Annotated in this window: 15 protein-coding genes; 11 read left to right on the top strand and 4 right to left on the bottom strand. The window is 68.5% G+C overall.

Annotated elements, in window-relative coordinates:
* Positions 1–6: 6 nt before the first annotated feature.
* A complete protein-coding gene (locus BpN12_RS04810; RefSeq protein WP_198254251.1) occupies positions 7–726 on the bottom strand; it encodes an autoinducer binding domain-containing protein in 720 nt (239 codons plus the stop codon).
* 75 nt (positions 727–801) lie between these two features.
* Here BpN12_RS04810 and BpN12_RS04805 point away from each other — a divergent pair, with 75 nt between their 5' ends.
* Both BpN12_RS04805 and BpN12_RS04800 read left to right on the top strand, forming a co-directional pair.
* Positions 802–1,254, top strand: a complete 453-nt coding sequence (locus BpN12_RS04805) for a DUF4902 domain-containing protein (RefSeq protein ID WP_246794156.1) — start codon at positions 802–804, stop codon at positions 1,252–1,254.
* A gap of 273 nt (positions 1,255–1,527) precedes the next feature.
* Entirely contained in the window at positions 1,528–2,139 is a 612-nt protein-coding gene (locus BpN12_RS04800; RefSeq protein WP_246794155.1) for an acyl-homoserine-lactone synthase, read from the top strand.
* A gap of 49 nt (positions 2,140–2,188) precedes the next feature.
* On the opposite strand, the gene argC is transcribed toward BpN12_RS04800, so the two are convergent.
* Complete coding sequence (gene argC / locus BpN12_RS04795; protein ID WP_246794154.1) at positions 2,189–3,118, bottom strand: N-acetyl-gamma-glutamyl-phosphate reductase; 930 nt, start codon at positions 3,116–3,118, stop codon at positions 2,189–2,191.
* A 131-nt stretch (positions 3,119–3,249) separates the two neighbouring features.
* Here argC and BpN12_RS04790 point away from each other — a divergent pair, with 131 nt between their 5' ends.
* The 9 genes from BpN12_RS04790 to urtE all read left to right on the top strand — a co-directional run bounded on the left by BpN12_RS04790 (position 3,250) and on the right by urtE (position 16,657).
* The gene (locus tag BpN12_RS04790; protein ID WP_246794153.1) at positions 3,250–4,134 is read left to right on the top strand and encodes a LysR family transcriptional regulator; all 885 of its coding nucleotides are present in this window, start codon (positions 3,250–3,252) and stop codon (positions 4,132–4,134) included.
* 352 nt (positions 4,135–4,486) lie between these two features.
* Positions 4,487–6,316 carry an allophanate hydrolase gene (gene atzF, locus BpN12_RS04785; RefSeq protein WP_246794152.1) on the top strand — a complete coding sequence of 610 codons (1,830 nt, stop codon included), beginning with the start codon at positions 4,487–4,489 and terminating at the stop codon, positions 6,314–6,316.
* A 12-nt stretch (positions 6,317–6,328) separates the two neighbouring features.
* Entirely contained in the window at positions 6,329–9,973 is a 3,645-nt protein-coding gene (uca, locus tag BpN12_RS04780; protein WP_246794151.1) for an urea carboxylase, read from the top strand.
* A 33-nt stretch (positions 9,974–10,006) separates the two neighbouring features.
* Complete coding sequence (locus BpN12_RS04775) at positions 10,007–10,723, top strand: GntR family transcriptional regulator (protein WP_246794150.1); 717 nt, start codon at positions 10,007–10,009, stop codon at positions 10,721–10,723.
* Positions 10,724–10,922: 199 nt separating this feature from the next.
* A complete protein-coding gene (gene urtA, locus BpN12_RS04770; protein ID WP_246794149.1) occupies positions 10,923–12,233 on the top strand; it encodes an urea ABC transporter substrate-binding protein in 1,311 nt (436 codons plus the stop codon).
* Between the two features lie 89 nt (positions 12,234–12,322).
* On the top strand, positions 12,323–13,936 hold the full coding sequence (gene urtB / locus BpN12_RS04765) for an urea ABC transporter permease subunit UrtB (RefSeq protein ID WP_425306287.1): 1,614 nt from the start codon (positions 12,323–12,325) through the stop codon (positions 13,934–13,936).
* Between the two features lie 4 nt (positions 13,937–13,940).
* Positions 13,941–15,119: an urea ABC transporter permease subunit UrtC gene (gene urtC / locus BpN12_RS04760; RefSeq protein WP_246794148.1), complete on the top strand. Its 1,179-nt coding sequence runs from the start codon at positions 13,941–13,943 to the stop codon at positions 15,117–15,119.
* Positions 15,120–15,140: 21 nt separating this feature from the next.
* Entirely contained in the window at positions 15,141–15,956 is an 816-nt protein-coding gene (gene urtD / locus BpN12_RS04755) for an urea ABC transporter ATP-binding protein UrtD (protein ID WP_246794147.1), read from the top strand.
* Between the two features lie 8 nt (positions 15,957–15,964).
* Complete coding sequence (gene urtE, locus BpN12_RS04750) at positions 15,965–16,657, top strand: urea ABC transporter ATP-binding subunit UrtE (RefSeq protein ID WP_246794146.1); 693 nt, start codon at positions 15,965–15,967, stop codon at positions 16,655–16,657.
* Positions 16,658–16,729: 72 nt separating this feature from the next.
* Here urtE and BpN12_RS04745 read toward each other — a convergent pair whose 3' ends face one another.
* Both BpN12_RS04745 and BpN12_RS04740 read right to left on the bottom strand, forming a co-directional pair.
* Positions 16,730–17,062 carry a DMT family transporter gene (locus BpN12_RS04745; RefSeq protein ID WP_198254271.1) on the bottom strand — a complete coding sequence of 111 codons (333 nt, stop codon included), beginning with the start codon at positions 17,060–17,062 and terminating at the stop codon, positions 16,730–16,732.
* 32 nt (positions 17,063–17,094) lie between these two features.
* A complete protein-coding gene (locus tag BpN12_RS04740; RefSeq protein WP_246794145.1) occupies positions 17,095–18,207 on the bottom strand; it encodes an alanine racemase in 1,113 nt (370 codons plus the stop codon).
* Positions 18,208–18,887 lie beyond the last annotated feature (680 nt).

Raw genomic sequence — 18,887 nt, 5'->3', positions numbered from 1 at the left:
GGCTGCCTACGGCGTCTGGATCAGCCCCATGCCGATCGCCTTCACGACCGCCTGCACCTTGTTGGTCGCGCCGAGCTTGGCGAGGATGTTGTTGATGTGGAACGTCACGGTGCGCTCGGAGATGTTGAGCTGGTCGCCGATCTCGCTGGCCGTGCGGCCTTCGCTGGTCCAGCTCAGCACCTCGCGTTCGCGTTTGGTCAGCGTGATGCTCGCGGCCGGCGACAGCTTCGGCACGAGGAACTTGCCCATCAGCGAATGCGAGAGATTGGCGAGCCAGTTGGCCTGCAGCGTCAGGCTGTTGATCTCGGCCGGCGTCAGGCGGTCCGAACGCCGCGCGATGGTCAGCAGTCCGAACACGCCGCGCGCGGCCCAGCTCGACTGCGCGACGCCCACCGACATGCCGAAGTCGCGCGCGTCACGCCATAGCGACGGTTCCTCCGCCGTATCGACGTCGGGCCAGATGATCATGTTGGGGCTCGCGGCGCCGTCGCGCACGGTCGGATCGATCTCGATGTAGTTGCGCGCCTGATAGTGCGCCATCCAGCCCGGCGGATAGGTGTCGAAGATCTCGACCACGGGCTGCGATCCCGGCTGCGGCACGCGGATTCCATAGCAGCAGTACTCGAAGCCGAGCCGCTTCGAGTACGCGGAAATCTGCTGAAAGAGCTGCTGCTCGTTTTCCGCCGCGTTGAACTGGTGGTAGGCATCCTGCCAGCGTAGTTCCATCATCTCTCCAACAGCTCCCACGCTGTCATTCTTGCTAGGTTACATCAGGCACACGGGCTTGATACATTCCGGCGCATGACTCCGCCCCTGCTTCATCCTTACTGCTCGCCGTCCCCGGACGGGTACGTGCGCCTGCCCCTGCACGCGTTCGCAGGGCTCGAACTCGTGCATATCGCCTCGGGGCTCGACCCCGGACTCGCCGACGAATTGCGCGGCGACGGCCTCGTTCCCGACATCGCCGGCTTCACCGAATGGCAGCGCCCGGCCTCGCCCGGATTCGCCCACCTGACGGTCGGCTGGGACTGGTATCTCGAACCCGACTCGGGCTGCTTCCGGATCGCCTGGGACGACGTGCGCAGCAACCTGATGGGCGTCGACCGCTTCGGCACCGACATCGGCATGCATGCCACCGCCAGTGCGCTCGCCTGCCGGCTCGCCACGCTCGACTGGGCGATCGCGGTGACCCGGGCGCTGGCGAGCGGCCCACCGCCGCAACCGATGGTGGCCGACAAGCGCTGGTCGCACTGACTGCGCGGCGGGCCCCGCCCTCGATCCGGCCCTGGCTCATTAAACGGCGGCGGCGTTTAAGCAGACCATGTCTTCGGCATTGTCGGTTCAACCGGCCCGGGATTGCAATCTCGTAATTGAACCACAGCGGTCGCGCAAACCTTTGCGTGCCATTTTTGCCCTGTCAAGGTTGCCAGGAATCGGGACCGAATCCCTGTCAGGAATAACAGTTACCTGTCCTCGGGGCGCACGTTGTAATGCGCCCATTCCAAACGGAATTACCACGAGGACACCATGCAGACTTCCGTTCACGAGGCAGGCCGCCTTCCCTCCCACATCGCCGCCGATCTGGGCTCCTATCGTTACCGCGTGTTCGTCGAGCAGCTCGGCTGGAAGCTGCCGTCGGAAGACGAAAAATTTGAGCGCGATCAGTACGATCGCGACGATACGGTCTACGTATTGGGACGCGACGCGAGCGGGGAAATTTGCGGATGCGCGCGGCTGCTGCCGACCACCCGCCCCTATCTGCTGCAGGAAGTGTTCCCGCACCTGCTGGCCGAAGACAATCCGGCCCCGCGTTCGACCGACGTGTGGGAGCTGTCGCGCTTCGCGGCGACGCCCGAGGAAGGTGCCGAGGCGAGCAGCCTGGCCTGGTCGGTCCGGCCGATGCTGGCCGCGGCGGTGGAGTGCGCGGCACGGCGCGGGGCGCGCCAGCTGATCGGCGTCACGTTCTGCAGCATCGAGCGGCTGTTCCGCCGGATCGGCGTGCATGCCCACCGGGCCGGGGCACCGGTGTCGATCGACGGGCGCATGGTGGTGGCGTGCTGGATCGACATCGACGCGCAGACGCTGGCCGCGCTCGACCTCGACCCGGCGCTCTGCGCGTCGCAACCCGAGGCGGCCTGAGGTTGCACGAGCGGCGCCGGGATGACCAGCCGCCGCGCCCGTCGCGTGGTCAGCGCAGTGCCGGCAGCATCAGGTCGAGATTCTGCACGGCCGCGCCCGATGCGCCCTTGCCGAGATTGTCGAACACGGCGGTCAGCAGCACCTGGCCGTATTCGTCGTTGACGAACACGCCGAACTCGATGTCGTTGGTGCCGTTCAGCGCCTGCGGGTCCAGCTGCGCGATCTCGCGGCTCGCCGCGAGCGGCAGCACGCGCGCATGACGCGCCCCCTCGTAGTGATGCGCGAGGCACGCATGCAGCCGCGCGCCGTCGACGCCGGCCGGCAGCAGCCGCGTCTCGAGCGGCACGCTCAGCACGATGCCCTGCCGATACGCGCCGTAGGCCGGTACGAACAGCGGCCGGTGCGCGAGCCCGGCATGCGCGCGGATCTCGGGCGGATGCTTGTGCGCGAGGCCAAGCCCGTAGAGGCGAAACGCCGGCGCCGTGCCGTCGGGCGCCTCGTGGGCCTCCACCGCCGCGCGGCCGCCGCCCGAATAGCCGGACACCGCGTGGATCGCAACCGGATAGTCGGCCGGCAGCAACCCGTGTTCGGTCAGCGGGCGCAACAGCCCGATCGCGCCGGTCGGGTAGCAGCCCGGATTGGTCACGCGGCGCGCGCCGGCGATCCGCGCCGGCTGCCCCTCCGTCATTTCCGGAAAGCCGTAGACCCAGGCCGGATCGGTGCGGTGCGCCGAACTGGCGTCGATCACGCGCACCGCGGGATGGCGGATGAAGCCGACCGCCTCGCGCGCGGCCGCGTCGGGCAGGCAGAGGATCGCGACGTCGCAGGCGTTGATCGCCTCCGCGCGCCGCGCGGGGTCCTTGCGCTCGTCCGCGGCCAGCGTCGCGAGCCGCAGATCGGTCCGGCCGCGCAGCCGTTCGTGGATCTGCAGGCCGGTCGTGCCCTGATCGCCGTCAATGAATACGATGGGTTGGCTCATGTTCGTCACGCTCCGAGAAAGGGCCCGCCGTCCGATCGACGGGATGCGCGATCATCGCCCGCACGCTAAACTTATAAAAGTTGAATTTCATCAACATGAGCTTCATTTTTTCTGAACGAAAAAATTCTTCGATGCGCGAAATCAGTCTTGATCGCCTGCGCACGCTAATCGCGATCGCCGATCTCGGATCGTTCGCCGCCGCCGCACAATCGCTGCATCTGGCGCCGCCCACCGTCAGCCTGCATGTCTCGGAACTGGAGGCGCGGATCGGCGCGCCGCTGCTGTCTCGCACGCGCGGCAACGTGCGGCCGTCGGCGATCGGCGAGGTGCTGATCGAGCGCGCGCGGCGGCTGCTCGCCGACGTCGAGGCCACGCTCGACGACGTGGAGCGGCAGGTGCAGGGGCTGGCCGGACGGGTGCGGCTGGGCGCGTCCACCGGCGCGTTCGCGCATTTGCTGCCGCAGGTGCTCGCGCGGCTGCGCCGCGACCATCCCGACATCGACGTGCAGATCGCGGTACTGACCTCGCGCGACACGCTCGAGCGGCTCACGCACGGCGCGCTCGACATCGGGCTGGTGGCGCTGCCGCAAGCCGCCGTGGCCGGGCTGACGATCGCGCCGTGGCGACGCGATCCGGTGGTGGCGTTCCTGCCGGCCGACTGGAGCGTGCCGCCCAGCGTGAGCCCGGCCTGGCTCGCCGCGCAGCCGCTGATCCTCAACGACGCCACCACGCGCCTGTCGCGGCAGACCGCCGAATGGTTCGCGGCCGGCGGCCACCAGCCGGCGCCGCGCATCGAACTGAACTTCAACGATGCGATCAAGAGCCTGGTGGCGGCCGGCTACGGGGCGACGCTGCTGCCGCACGAGGCCGGCGCGCCGCCGCCGGACGCGCGCATCGCGATGCGCCAGCTGCGCCCGGCGCTGTGGCGCGAACTCGGCATCGCGCATCGCACCGGCGCGGCCGAGCTGGCGACGCAGCATGTGCTCGACGCGCTGTGGGCGCTGCGGGCGGTTTGAGCGGCGGGATACCGGGCGTTCTTCATTCCATCGACCGGCTGACGCGACCCGCCTCCCTGCCGGCCGCCGCCCGCGAAGCGCCATGCCCGCGTGACTCATCCGGAGCCCGGCGCCGGCTCCGTCGAACCTCGACGACCAACCATCCGGCCCACGAAGCGCCACCCCGCGCACCAACCCGAACCATCCGCACCAATCCCGGTCGGCGTGCCGCGCCAACGGCGTGCATCGGCGGCGCCCCCGTTCGTGCCTTGCCGCCGCTTTGCCTCAGCCGGCAAGGCCGTCGCCCGACACCCCGCGCATGGCACGAGTCTTGATTGCTCTCTCATAACTTGTACACAAGAGGGAATACGAGATGCGTGGCTGGACGATTTCGGATTGGCTCGCCGCTTACCGCGATGGCGCCCGGCCCGCCGAGCTGCTCGGCGATCTGCTGGCCACGCTGCGCGACGACGACGCGGCCTGGATCTCGCGCGCGGCACCGGAGGTGCTGGCGCAGCAGCTTCAGCGGCTCGACGGCCTGCTCGCCGACGCGGGCGGCGACATCGGCCGCCTGCCGCTGTATGGCGTGCCGTTCGCCGCCAAGGACAACATCGACGTCGTCGGCTTCGAGACCACGGCGGGCTGCCCGGCATTCGCCTACCGGCCCGGCGCGCACGCCACGGTGGTCGAGCGGCTGGTGGCGGCCGGCGCGATCGCGATCGGCAAGACCAATCTCGATCAGTTCGCGGCCGGCCTGGTCGGCGTGCGCTCGCCCTACGGCATCCCGCCCAACGCGTTCGATCCGCAATACATTTCGGGAGGATCGAGTTCGGGCTCCGCCACGGTGGTGGCGCGCGGCCTCGTGCCGTTTTCGCTCGGCACCGATACGGCCGGCTCCGGCCGCGTGCCGGCCGGGCTCAACAACATCGTCGGCCTCAAGCCGACGCGCGGCGCGCTCAGCAACGTCGGCGTGGTCCCGGCCTGCCGCACGCTCGATTGCGTGTCGGTGTTCGCCACCACGGTGGACGACGCGCTGCGCGTGTACGACCTCACCGCGGCGCCCGACGTCCACGACGGCCTGTCGCGCACGGCGCCGGCCGACGCGCACGCGTGGCAGCTGCCGGCCGCGCCGCGCTTCGGGATTCCCGCCGAGCCGGAATTCTTCGGCGACGCGCTGGCCGAACGCGCCTTCCACGCGGCCATCGCGCAGCTGCAGGCGCGCGGCGCGAGCTGCGTGCCGCTCGATTTCTCGGTGTTCGACCGCGTCACGGCGCTGCTCTATCACGGCCCGTGGATCGCCGAACGCTACGCGGCGATCCGCGGGTTCGCGAAGGACCACGAGGCGCAGATCCACGCAGTCGTGCGCGACATCATCTTCAAGGCGCGCGACTTCTCCGCCGCCGACGCGTTCGACGGCATCTACCGGCTCGCCGACCTGAAGCGCGAAGCCAATGCGATGCTGGCGCGGTGCGACGCGCTGGTGGTGCCCACCGCCCCGACCCATTACCGGATCGCGGACCTGCTCGCCGATCCGGTCCGGCTCAACAGCAATCTCGGCAAGTACACGAACTTCGTCAACCTGCTCGACCTGAGCGCGATCTCGGTGCCGGCCAACCTGCGCGAGGACGGCCTGCCGTCCGGCATCACGCTGATCGGCGACGCGTGGCGCGAGCGCGCGCTGGCCGGCTTCGCGCAGGCGTGGCACCAGGACACCGGCCTGGCGCGGGGCGCCACCGGCCTGCCGATCGTCGCGGCCACCGCGCCCACCCACCCCGCCGCCGCGCCGGACACCGGCATGGTGCGCGTCGCGGTGGTGGGCGCGCACCTGCGCGGGATGCCGCTCAACCACGAGCTGACCTCGCGCCACGCGCGCTTCGTCGAGGCCACCGCCACCTCGCCCGACTATCGCCTCTACGCGCTCGCCGGCACCACGCCGCCGAAGCCGGGCCTCGCGCGCTCGCGCGGCGGCGCGTCGATCCAGGTCGAACTCTGGGATCTGTCGATCGCCGGCTTCGGCAGCTTCGTCGCCGGGATTCCCACGCCGCTCGGCATCGGCACGCTGACGCTCGCGGACGGGCGCCAGGTGAAGGGCTTCATCTGCGAGCCGCACGCGCTCGCCGATGCGCGCGACATCACCGAGTTCGGCGGCTGGGCCAGCTATCTCGCCAGCCAGTCCGGCGCGCCAGCCGCATCACGTTTCTGAGGCCGACGCATCATGTTCGATACCGTCCTGATCGCCAATCGCGGCGAAATCGCCTGCCGGATCGCACGCACGCTGAAGCGCATGGGCATCCGCTCCGTCGCCGTCCATTCCGACGCGGACCGCAACAGCCTGCACGTGAGCGCGGCCGACGTGGCGGTCCCGCTGGGCGGCAACACGGCCGCCGAAAGCTATCTGCGCATCGAATCGATCCTCGCCGCGGCGAAGCACACGGGCGCGCAGGCCATCATCCCCGGCTACGGTTTCCTGTCCGAGCATGCCGGCTTCGCGGCGCGCTGCGAGGCCGAGGGCATCGCGTTCATCGGCCCGACGCCGCGCCAGATCGAACAGTTCGGCCTGAAGCACGCGGCCCGCGAGCTGGCCGCGCTGGCGGGCGTGCCGCTCACGCCCGGCTCCGGGCTGCTGGCCGACGCGCGCGGCGCTCGCGAGGCCGCGGCGGCCATCGGCTACCCGGTGATGTTGAAAAGCACGGCGGGCGGCGGCGGCATCGGCCTGACCCGCTGCAACGACGAAGCGGAGCTGCTCGCCGCGTTCGACTCGGTGCAGCGGCTCGGGCAGGCGTTCTTCGCGAACGGCGGCGTGTTCGTGGAGCGCTTCGTCGATCACGCGCGACACATCGAGGTGCAGATCTTCGGCGACGGCCGCGGCAAGGTGGTGGCGCTCGGCGAACGCGACTGCTCGCTGCAGCGGCGCAATCAGAAGGTGGTCGAGGAAACCCCGGCCCCGAACCTGCCCGCGCGCGTGCGCGAGGCCTTGCTGGCCGCGGCCGAAAACCTGGGCCGCTCGGTGGCCTACCGCTCGGCCGGCACGGTCGAGTTCATCTACGACGCCGCGCGGCAGGCGTTCTACTTCCTCGAGGTCAACGCGCGCCTGCAGGTCGAACACGCGATCACCGAGAGCGTGACCGGCATCGATCTGGTCGAATGGATGGTCCGCACCGCGGCGGGCGAGCCGCCCGCGCTCGATCGCGCCGTCACGCCGCGAGGCGCCTCGATCGAGGTGCGGCTCTACGCGGAAAGCCCGCTGCGCAACTTCGCGCCGAGCCCGGGCACGCTCACCGAGGTCTCGTTTCCGGACGACGTGCGGGTGGACGGCTGGGTCGAGACCGGCACCGAGGTCGGCGCCCACTACGACCCGATGCTCGCCAAGCTGATCGTGCACGGCGAGGACCGCGCCGCGGCGATCGCCGCGATGGCGCGCGCGCTCGACGCCACGCGCCTGTCGGGCATCGCCACCAATCTCGACTATCTGCGCAGGATCGTCGCCAGCGACGGCTTCCGCGCGGGCGAGGTGTCGACGCGCCATCTGGACGCGTTCGACTACCGCCCCGCCGCGGTCGAGGTCATCGAGGCCGGCACCTATACGACGATCCAGGACTATCCGGGCCGCACCGGCTACTGGGACGTCGGCGTGCCGCCGTCGGGGCCGATGGACGACTGGGCGTTCCGGCTCGCCAACCGCATCGTCGGCAACCCCGAGCATGCGGCCGGCATCGAAACCACCGTACTCGGGCCCACGCTGAAATTCCACGGCGACACGCTCATCGCGCTGACCGGCGCGCCGACCCCGGCCACGCTCGACGGGCTGCCGGTCGCGTTCTGGACGCCCGTCACGGTGCGCGCGGGCCAGTTGCTGCGGATCGGCAAGGCGATCAGTGGCTGCCGCACCTATCTCGCGGTTCGCCACGGCTTCGACGTGCCGGTCTATCTGGGCAGCCGCGCCACCTTCGCGCTCGGGCAGTTCGGCGGCCACGCGGGCCGCACGCTGCGCCCCACGGACGTGCTGCCGATCGCCGATCCCGGCCTGCCCGCCACGGCCGATCTCGCCGCGATTCATGCGCCCCGCGCGCTGCCGGCCGAACACGTCCCCACCTACGGCGGCAGCTGGGAGATCGGCGTGCTGCACGGCCCGCACGGCGCGCCCGACTTCCTCACCGCCGAATCGATCGACACGTTCTTCGCCAGCGAGTGGGAGGTGCATTACAACTCGAACCGGCTCGGCATCCGGCTGAACGGGCCGAAGCCACGCTGGACCCGCTCGGACGGCGGCGAGGCGGGCCTGCATCCGTCGAACATCCACGATTGCGAATACGCGATCGGCAGCATCAATTTCACGGGCGACATGCCGGTGATCCTCACGCGCGACGGCCCGAGCCTCGGCGGCTTCGTCTGCCCGGTCACGATCGCCAAGGCGGAGCTGTGGAAGGTGGGCCAGGCGAAGCCCGGCGACCGGATCCGTTTCCGCGAGATGTCGTTCGACGAGGCGCTCGCGCTCGAGCAGCATCAGGATGCGATCGTACGCAGCGGTGGTGACGAACCAGCGATTGCGCCGGCGATCGCGCCAGCCGTCGCGCGCGGCTCGCCGATCCTGTTCGAGGCCGCGGCCGACGCCGAACGGCCCAAGACCGTGTTCCGCCAGGCCGGCGACAAGTACGTGCTCGTCGAGTACGGCGAGAACGTGCTCGACCTGAACCTGCGGTTCCGCGTGCATGCGCTGATGGAGGCGCTGCGGGCCGAGGCGTCGGCCGGCATTCACGAACTCGCGCCGGGCGTGCGCTCGCTGCAGGTGCGCTACGACAGCCGCGTGCTGGCCCAGCACGACCTCGTGGCGATCCTGGCGCGGACCGACGCAACGCTGCGCGACGTCAGTACGATGCGGGTGCGAAGCCGCATCGTTCATCTGCCGATGGCCTACGAGGATTCGGCCACGCTCGACGCGGTGGCGCGCTACCGGCAATCGGTACGCGATACGGCGCCCTGGCTGCCCAGCAACACCGGCTTCATCCAGCGCATCAACGGCCTCGACTCGGCCGAGGCGCTGCGCGACAGCCTCTATCGCGCCAGCTACATGGTGCTCGGCCTCGGCGACGTCTACCTGGGCGCGCCGTGCGCCGTGCCGGTCGATCCGCGCGACCGCCTGCTGACCTCGAAATACAATCCGGCGCGCACCTATACCGCCGAGGGCACGGTCGGCATCGGCGGCGTCTACATGTGCGTCTACGGCATGGATTCGCCGGGCGGCTACCAGCTCGTGGGGCGCACGCTGCCGATCTGGAACAGGTTCCCGAAGAACCGCATGTTCGTCGACGGCAAGCCGTGGCTGCTGCGCTTCTTCGACCAGATCCGTTTTTATCCCGTCACCGAGCGCGAACTCGACGCGCTGCGCGCCGATTTCCGCGAGGGCCGCGAGCCGGTGCGCATCGAGGAGGACGTCTTCGATCTCGGCGCGTACAACGCGTTCCTGCAGCGCATCGAGCCGGAGTTGCGGACGTTTCGCGCGGCGCAGCGGCAGGCGTTCGACGCCGAGGTCGCCCGCTGGGCGCGCAGCGCCGACGGCACCGACGCCGCCGATGACGCACCGGCCGCCGCCGCTCGCGACCGCGGCCATGACGCCGGGGCCGACACCGATGCCAACGCCGATGCCAATCTCGACGCGATTCAGGCCGACATCAGCGGCAACGTCTGGAAGCTGACGGCCGCGCCCGGCGACACGGTATCGGCCGGCGACACCTTGATGATCCTGGAGGCGATGAAGATGGAATTCCCGATCGTCGCGCCGCGCGACGGGACGATCAAGGACTTCCACTGCCGGCCGGGTATGATGGTCCACGCGGGTGCCCCGCTGGTATCGCTCGAGTAAACTTTCCCTTCTGCAATCGCCCAGGAACCAGACATGGTGGACAACCGCGCACCGGACGGACCGGTCAAGCACGCGAACAATCTGGCCGTGCAGATCTACACGCAGCTGAAGGCCGACATCTTCGACTTTCGCCTGCTGCCCGGCGACAAGTTCAGCGAAGGCGATATCGCGTCGCGCATGCAGGTGAGCCGCACGCCGGTTCGCCAGGCGCTGTTCTGGCTGCAGCGCGAGGGCTACGTCGACGTCTACTTCAAGAGCGGCTGGCAGGTTCGCGCGTTCGATTTCAAGTACTTCGAAGACCTCTACGAAATCCGCGTGATGATGGAGACCAACGCGATCGCGCGCATCGTCGACGAAGGGCTGGTGAGCCAGCTCGATCCGCTGCGGGCGATCTGGTGCGTGTCGGCGCGCAAGCGCGAGCAGGACGGCGTGAAGGTCGCCGCGTTCGACGAAGGCTTCCATGCCGGCATCGTCGCCGCGGTCGGCAACCACGAGCTGTCGCGCATGCATGCCGACGTCACCGAACGCATCCGCATCATCCGCCGGCTCGATTTCACCAAGGCGCCGCGGATCGCCGCCACCTACCAGGAACACGCGGCGATCCTCGACGCGATCACGGCCGGCAGCAGCGCCGCGGCGCAGAAGATGATCCGCTCGCACATCGCCGAGAGCCAGGCGGAAGTGAAGCGCATCACGCTCTACATGATGCAGACGGCGCGCGAGCGCTACAACGCGCGAGAGGAAGCGTGACGCTCACCGCAAACGGGCGCGCCGCACCATTTTGAAGTGAGCGCGCACCGAAGCGGCATCGCAACGGGTCCCGGCGGACCCGTTTATTTTTTTATTTCCGCGCCCGCGCTCGAATCTTCCTTCGTGGCACGAAAGCTGCTTCTTGCATCACGTCTTGTATCCAAGACCAGATACAACTTTCCACCACGAGGGACAATCCATGAAGAAGCGCGAGTTCTTGAAGGTCGCATCGGCAGTCGGGATGGCGGGGATGGCGGCCAAGGTGCCGTCGGCATTTGCCGAGAGCAGCGACAAAGGTCCGATCAAGGTCGGCATCCTGCATTCGCTGTCGGGCACGATGGCGATCTCCGAGACCTCGCTGAAGGACACCGCGCTGATGACGATCGCGCAGATCAACCAAGCCGGCGGCGTGATGGGGCGCCAGCTCCAGCCGGTGGTGGTCGATCCCGCCTCGAACTGGCCGCTGTTCGCCGAGAAGGCCCGCGGCCTCCTCACCCAGGACAAGGTCGCCGTCGTGTTCGGCTGCTGGACCTCGGTCTCGCGCAAGTCCGTGCTGCCCGTGTTCGAGGAACTGAACGGCCTGCTGTTCTATCCCGTCCAGTACGAAGGCGAGGAGATGTCGCGCAACGTGTTCTACACGGGCGCCGCGCCGAACCAGCAGGCGATCCCCGCCACCGAGTACCTGATGAGCGCCGAGGGCGGCGCCGCCAAGCGCTTCTTCCTGCTCGGCACCGACTACGTCTACCCGCGCACCACCAACAAGATCCTGCGCGCGTTCCTGAAGTCCAAGGGCGTGCAGGACGCCGACATCCAGGAGGTCTACACCCCGTTCGGCCACAGCGACTACCAGACCATCGTCTCGAACATCCGCACCTTCTCCCAGGGCGGCAAGACCTGCGTGATCTCCACCATCAACGGCGACTCCAACGTGCCGTTCTACAAGGAACTCGGCAACCAGGGCCTCAAGGCCACCGACGTGCCGGTGGTGGCGTTCTCGGTCGGCGAGGAGGAGCTGCGCGGCATCGACACCAAGCCGCTGGTCGGCAACCTCGCCGCCTGGAACTACTTCATGTCGCTGCGCAACCCGGAAAATACGACGTTCAAGGCGATGTTCGCGGACTGGGTGAAGAAGAACAACCTGCCCGGCGGCGCCAAGCGCGTCACCAACGACCCGATGGAGGCCACCTATGTCGGTATCCACATGTGGAAGCAGGCCGTCGAGAAGGCCAAAAGCGTCGACGTCGACAAGGTGCGCACGGCGATGGTCGGCCAGAAGTTCAACGCACCGTCGGGCTTCGTGCTGGAGATGGACGGCAACCACCACCTGCACAAGCCGGTGATGATCGGCGAGATCCGCGCCGACGGCCAGTTCAACGTGGTCTGGCGCACCAAGACCACGATCCGCGCGCAACCGTGGAGCCCGTACATCCCCGGTAACGCCGGCAAGCCCGACGTGGTCAGCTCGATCGGCGACTTCCTGCGCCGCCGCCGCGCCGCCGCGCTCGCGTAAAGCGCTCGCGAACGCACTGTCCCGGGGCCGCGCTGCATGCCTCCGCACGCCGCCGGTCCCGCGATGTCCTCGCTCGACGGATCCCTCCCATGACTCTGCGCTCCTTCACGCGCATGCTGCTGGTTTGCGCGGCATGCGCCCTCGGCAGCCCCGCCGCCTTCGCGCTCGAGGCCGCCGACACGGCCGCGCTGGCCGGCGACGACTTCGACGCGAAACTCGCCGCGATCGACCACCTCGCCGCGGCCGGCGACGCGCCCTCGGTCGCGCTGCTGCACGCGCTGGCCGACGGCGCCGCGCTCGCCACCGACAGCGGCAAGCTCCTGCTGCAGGCCGACGACGGCAGCACCCGCGACGCGCTCTCGGGCGCCGTGGTGCCGCCCGGCGACGCCCAGCCCGTCACGCTCAACAACCTGCTGCGCAGCAAGGTCGCCAACGCGCTGTCCGGCCTCGACCTCGCCTCGCCCGACCTCGCCACGCGCACGGCTGCCGTCGACGCGCTGCTGAAGAATCCCGACGCCTCCGACAAGCCGCTGATCGACCGCGCCCGCGCCAAGGAAACCGACTCGACGCTCAAGCGCCGGCTCGACGCGCTGTGGGCCATCGCCGCGCTGCACGACGCCGATCCCGCCAAACGCCTCGAAGCGGTGCAGCTGGTGGCCGCGCGCCACGACCTCGACATGATCGAGCAGTTGCGCCCGCTGGTGGCCAAGCAGGCCAACGGCGCCTATGCCGAACCCGATGCACGCGTGCGCGACGCGGCCCAGCAGGGGCTCGACGCGCTGCATGCGCTGCAGGAGCGCGGCGAGATCGCCAGCACGCTGTTCGCGGGGCTCTCGCTCGGCAGCGTGCTGCTGCTCGCCGCGCTGGGCCTGGCCATCACCTATGGCCTGATCGGCGTGATCAACATGGCGCACGGCGAATTCCTGATGATCGGCGCCTACGCCACCTACGTGGTGCAGACGCTGTTCCAGCGCTACGCGCCCGGCGCCTTCGACTGGTATCCGCTGGTGGCCGTGCCGGCCTCGTTCGCGGCCGCGGCCCTCATCGGCATCGTGCTCGAACGCACGGTGCTCCGGCACCTCTATGGCCGCCCGCTCGAGACGCTGCTCGCCACCTTCGGCGTGAGCCTGATCCTGATCCAGGCCACCCGCATGATCTTCGGCGCGCAGAACGTGCAGGTGGCCAACCCCGCCTGGATGAGCGGCGGCGTGACGGTGATGCAGAACCTGATCCTGCCGTACAACCGGATCGTGATCCTGGCGTTCTCGCTCGCCGTGGTGGCCGTCGCCTGGGGCGTATTGACGAAGACGCGGCTCGGCCTGTTCGTGCGCGCCGTTACGCAGAACCGCCGGATGGCGGCCTGCGTCGGCGTGAAGACCGCGCGCGTCGATTCCTACGCGTTCGCGTTCGGCGCCGGCATCGCCGGCCTGGGCGGCTGCGCGCTCTCGCAGATCGGCAATGTCGGCCCCGACCTCGGCCAGAACTACATCATCGATTCGTTCATGGCGGTGGTGCTCGGCGGGGTCGGCCAGATCGCCGGCACGGTGGTGGGCGGCTTCGGCCTCGGCCTGGTCAGCAAGGCGATCGAACCGTTCTGGGGCGCCGTGCTGGCCAAGATCGTCGTGCTCGTGATGATCGTGCTGTTCATCCAGAAACGCCCGCAGGGCATGTTCGCCCTGAAGGGCCGCAGCGCGGAGGCTTGACCTGATGACTTCGATCACCTCTTCCTCCCTTGCGCCGGCCACGGTGCCCACGCCCTCGCCCGCCGGCGCGCCCGGCTTCGCGCTCGGCCTGCCGCCGCGCGCGGCGCTGCTCTCGCGCCGCGCCTGGCTCGCGCTCGTCGCGCTGTGCCTCGCGATCGGCATCGGCGTGCCGCTCGCGGCGCTCGTCGCGCCCGAGTCGAGCGCGTTCCACCTCTCGGCCTACGCGATGACGATCGCCGGCAAGTTCATGTGCTACGCGATCGGCGCGCTCGCGCTCGATCTCGTGTGGGGCTACTGCGGGATTCTGAGCCTCGGCCACGGCCTGTTCTTCGCGCTCGGCGGCTACGCGATCGGCATGTACCTGATGCGCGAGATCGGCCACGACGGCGTGTACGGCAGCAACCTGCCCGACTTCATGGTGTTCCTGAACTGGAAGCAGCTGCCGTGGTACTGGAGCGGCTCCGATCATCTGATCGTCGCGCTCGCGCTGGTGGTGCTCGTGCCCGCCGTGGTCGCCTGGGTGTTCGGCTTCTTCACGTTCCGCTCGCGCGTGAAGGGCGTGTACCTGTCGATCATCACGCAGGCCATGACGTTCGCCGCGATGCTGCTGTTCTACCGCAACGAGACCGGCTTCGGCGGCAATAACGGCTTCACCGACTTCAAGCGCCTCGCCGGCTTCGGCATCACCACGCCCGGCACGCGCACGGTGTTGCTGCTGCTGACGTTCGCCACGCTGGTGCTCGCGTTCGTGGCCGCGCGCGCGATCGTCACCTCGAAGCTCGGCCGCGTGGTCACCGCCGTGCGCGACGGCGAAACGCGCCTGATGTTCCTCGGCTACAGCCCGCTCGCCTACAAGCTGTTCGTGTGGACCGTGTCGGCCGTGCTGTGCGGCATCGCCGGCGCGCTCTACGTGCCGCAGGTCGGCATCATCAATCCCGGCGAGATGTCGCCGGGCAACTCGATCGAGATGGCGATCTGGGTGGCCGTGGGCGGGCGCGGCACGCTGATCGGGCCGATCCTCGGCGCGTTCGCCGTGAACGGCGCCAAGAGCTTCTTCACCGCCTACTTCGCCGAATACTGGCTGTTCTTCCTCGGCCTGATCTTCGTGCTGGTGCCGCTCCTGATGCCGCGCGGCATCGTCGGGCTGGTCGAGTCCCTTCTGAAACGCGGAGCGCGCCGATGAGCCATAACGTGGCAACGCAGGATGACGCTGACCGTGAGCGGCGTGGCCTCGATGGGGCGCGTGGTCGAGCCGGGCACGATCGACACCTCGCACGGCACGATCCTCTATCTGGAAGACATCGAGGTCAGCTTCGACGGCTTTCGCGCGCTCAGGAAGCTGTCGCTGGCGATCGACGCGGGCGAGCTGCGCTGCGTGATCGGCCCGAACGGCGCCGGCAAGACCACCATGATGGACGTGATCACCGGCAAGACCAAACCCGACTCGGGCAAGGTGTTCCTCGGCCAGACCATCGATCTCGCGCGGATGAACGAGCCCGAGATCGCGCGCATCGGCATCGGCCGCAAGTTCCAGAAGCCGACCGTGTTCGAGGCGCACCCGGTGTGGGAAAACCTCGAACTGGCGATGAAGGCCGACAAGGGCTGGCTCGCCTCGCTGCGCGCGCGGCTCGATCGCGCGGCGCAGGCCCGCATCGAGGCCACGCTCGAACTGATCAAGCTCGAGGACAGCGCCTATCGGCTCGCCGGCGAACTCTCGCACGGCCAGAAGCAGCGGCTCGAGATCGGCATGCTGCTGATGCAGCAGCCCGCGCTGCTGCTGCTCGACGAGCCGGCCGCCGGCATGACCGATCACGAGACGATGGAACTCGCGCAGCTGCTCAACACGCTGCGCGGCACCTGCTCGATGATGGTGGTGGAGCACGACATGGAGTTCGTCGCGGCGCTGGCCGGCGAGACCGGGCGCGTGACCGTGATGGCCGAGGGCGCGGTGCTCGCGCAGGGCACGCTCGAGCAAGTCAAGCGCGACGAGGCCGTGATCGAGTCGTACCTCGGACGCTGAGACGCGCCATGCTGAAGATCGAATCGCTGAACCAGTACTACGGCGGCAGCCACATCCTGCGCGACGTGAACCTGAGCGCCGAGGCCGGCAAGCTGACCGTGCTGCTCGGGCGCAACGGCGTGGGCAAGACCACGCTGCTGCGCTGCCTGATGGGCGTGGTGGCCGCCAAGCGCGGCACCATTGCCTGGCAAGGCCGCACGCTCGACGCGCTCGCCCCGCATGCGCGCGTGGCGGCCGGCCTCGCCTACGTGCCGCAGGGCCGCGATATCTTTCCGCGCCTGACCGTGGAAGAGAACCTGCTGGTGGGCGCGGCCAGCCGCAAGGCGCCGTCGAAGGTGCCGGAGCGGATCTACCAGCTGTTTCCGGTGCTGAAGGACATGCGCGCGCGGCGCGGCGGCGACCTGTCGGGCGGCCAGCAGCAGCAACTCGCGATCGGCCGCGCGCTGATGAGCGAGCCGCAGCTGCTGATCCTCGACGAGCCGACCGAGGGCATCCAGCCGTCGATCATCCAGGACATCGGCCGCACGCTGCGGCAGCTCGTTGACGAGACCGGGATGACGGTGCTGCTGGTGGAGCAGTACTACGATTTCGCACGCTCGATCGCCGATCATTACTGGGTGATGAGCCGTGGCGAGATCGTGGCGGGCGGTGCCGGCAGCGAAATGGAGCAGCACGGCGTGCGCGAGATGATTGCGGTCTGAGCCGATCGCGGCCCGGCGCGCGTGCCGGGCTCCCCGCCCCCGGCACGATACCGAGGGCGGAGCGCATCCCGTTCAATGACCGCGCACGGTGCCGAACAGGTTCACGATCGTGATCCCCACGATGATCATGGCGATCCCGCCGACCGAGGCGAGGTTCGGCATCTGCTGATACCGGAACGCGGCGACGATCGTCACCAGCGTGATGCCGAGGCCCGACCACGCCGACGAGATCAGCGACATGGGCAGGCCCTTTTGCGCGTTGGCGAGGCAGGTGATCGCCACCCCGTAGCCGAGCACCACCAGCACGAGCGGCCAGGGCTTGGCGAAACCATCGCTCTCCTTGAGCGCCAGGGTGGCCGTGGCCTCGGCGACGATGCCGAGCACCAGGACGAAATACGCGGACATGACAGGACTCCGTTCGGTTGGCGGGTGAAGGCTCAGCGGCTCACGTCGACGATCTCGTCGGCATAGAAGCCGTTGAACCGCGCCCGCAGCGACACCGAATACGCCCCGACCGACTGGAACTCCAGCCAGTCGCCCTCGTTGATGTCGGCCGGCAGCGAGTACGGAAACGCGAGCCGGTCCATGCTGTCGCAAGTCGGGCCGAACAGCTGGAACGTGCCCTGTTCGCCGCCCTCATACGGTTCGCCATGGCGCCACACGCGCAGCGGGAACTGCAGCCATTGTTGCGCGGACAACAATCCACCGAAGATGCCGGCGCCGCAGAACACGTCCGCGTCGCGCCGCAGCAGCACGCGCGCGAACAGGGACATGCCGCCATACACGAGGCCGCGCCCCGCCTCGCAGATCAGGTCGAGCTGGCGCAATGCCGGCGACGCCTCGATCCGCGCGTTGATCGACGCGAGCAGCGCCGCCGTATCGCTGCGGCTGTTCAGGTAGACGCCGGGGAAACCGCCGCCGACGTCGAGGCTGCGCACGCGCGCGCCCACGCCGTCGGCGATGCGCTCGGCGTCCTGCAGCGCCGTCAGATACGGCGCCGATTCGACGGCCTGCGAGCCGACATGGAACGACAGCCCGACGCCCCAGCGCGTCGAGGCGCCGATCGTCTCGACCAGCGCCGCCGCGTCGCCCACGGCCGCGCCGTACTTCCCGCGCAGGTCGAACACCGCTCCCGATTCGGACGGCGCGTAGCGGACGTACATCATGATGTCGGCGTCGGACGACGGCAGCACGTCGCGCACCTTGCGCAGCTCGGTCTCGCTGTCCACCACGAACGCGCGCACGCCGTGGTTGCGGTAGGCCACGTCGATCGCATGGCGCGACTTGACGGGATTCATCAGGTATTGCGTCGCGCCGGGTACGGCGCGCGCGACCTGCGAGACTTCCTCGAGCGACGCGACGTCGAAGTGCGTGACGCCGCCGCGCGCGAGCGCGTCGAGCACCTCCGGCAGCGGGTTCGCCTTGACCGCGTAGAGGACCCGGCCGGCGAACTGCTCGCCGAAGAGCCGGGCGTTGCGGGTGATCCAGTCCCGATCGATCGTATAGAACGTATCGGGAGCATCCGTGCTGAAGTATTTGCCGAGATTCATCGCGCTGGCCCCAGGAATTGGAATTGGAATGTTTTCAACAGCAAGCTTCATGCCATTTTCCCGATTCCATGAAACCACCATTGAATCAAATCCAATATGGAATTCTTGTACACATGATGGAATCCCAAGTTGGGTGCAAAAATGGATTGACTGCCAATAAAGCGTGCAATACCGCACACGCTTGGTGCCATGTTTCAGTTCATTACTGTTCGTCAGGCTTGGTAATTAGCGAACCCAAGTGAATGATTGATGTCCCACACGACGTCTCGAAGTGATCCTCAAAACAAGCAAGAAGTTATCCTAACTACATGAATATTTAACAATTTGTGGCAATGCGCGGCCCGCATCGGCGGCCACCCCTCGCTGCCATGCGGCAGCTTCCGGTCCGGCGCGCAAGGCTCCCGGCCCTTTCCTGGCACACGCTTTGCTCTCAATGATTTCGATTGCGACGGACGATGCCTGACACGATCCATCGCACCGGCTGAACCTTGAGAGATCGAAAATGAGCAAAAATAATTTTTGCCGTTGTCCCGGCGCATTCCGGCCGTTCCTCACTGCGCACCACCCTCCCCCGACACTCGCCTCGACCGAATAGCGCATCGCTTCCGCGCATTCGTTCGCATTGGCATTCAGTAATCCGGCCCGCGTTTTCGCGTGTGGCCGCGGTTAATCTATTGACT

Origin of the sequence: Burkholderia perseverans (assembly GCF_022870505.1) — a bacterium.
GTDB classification, from domain to species: domain Bacteria; phylum Pseudomonadota; class Gammaproteobacteria; order Burkholderiales; family Burkholderiaceae; genus Burkholderia; species Burkholderia plantarii.
Note: the sequence above shows the minus strand (reverse complement) of the source record. Positions and strands in the feature narration are given on the sequence as shown.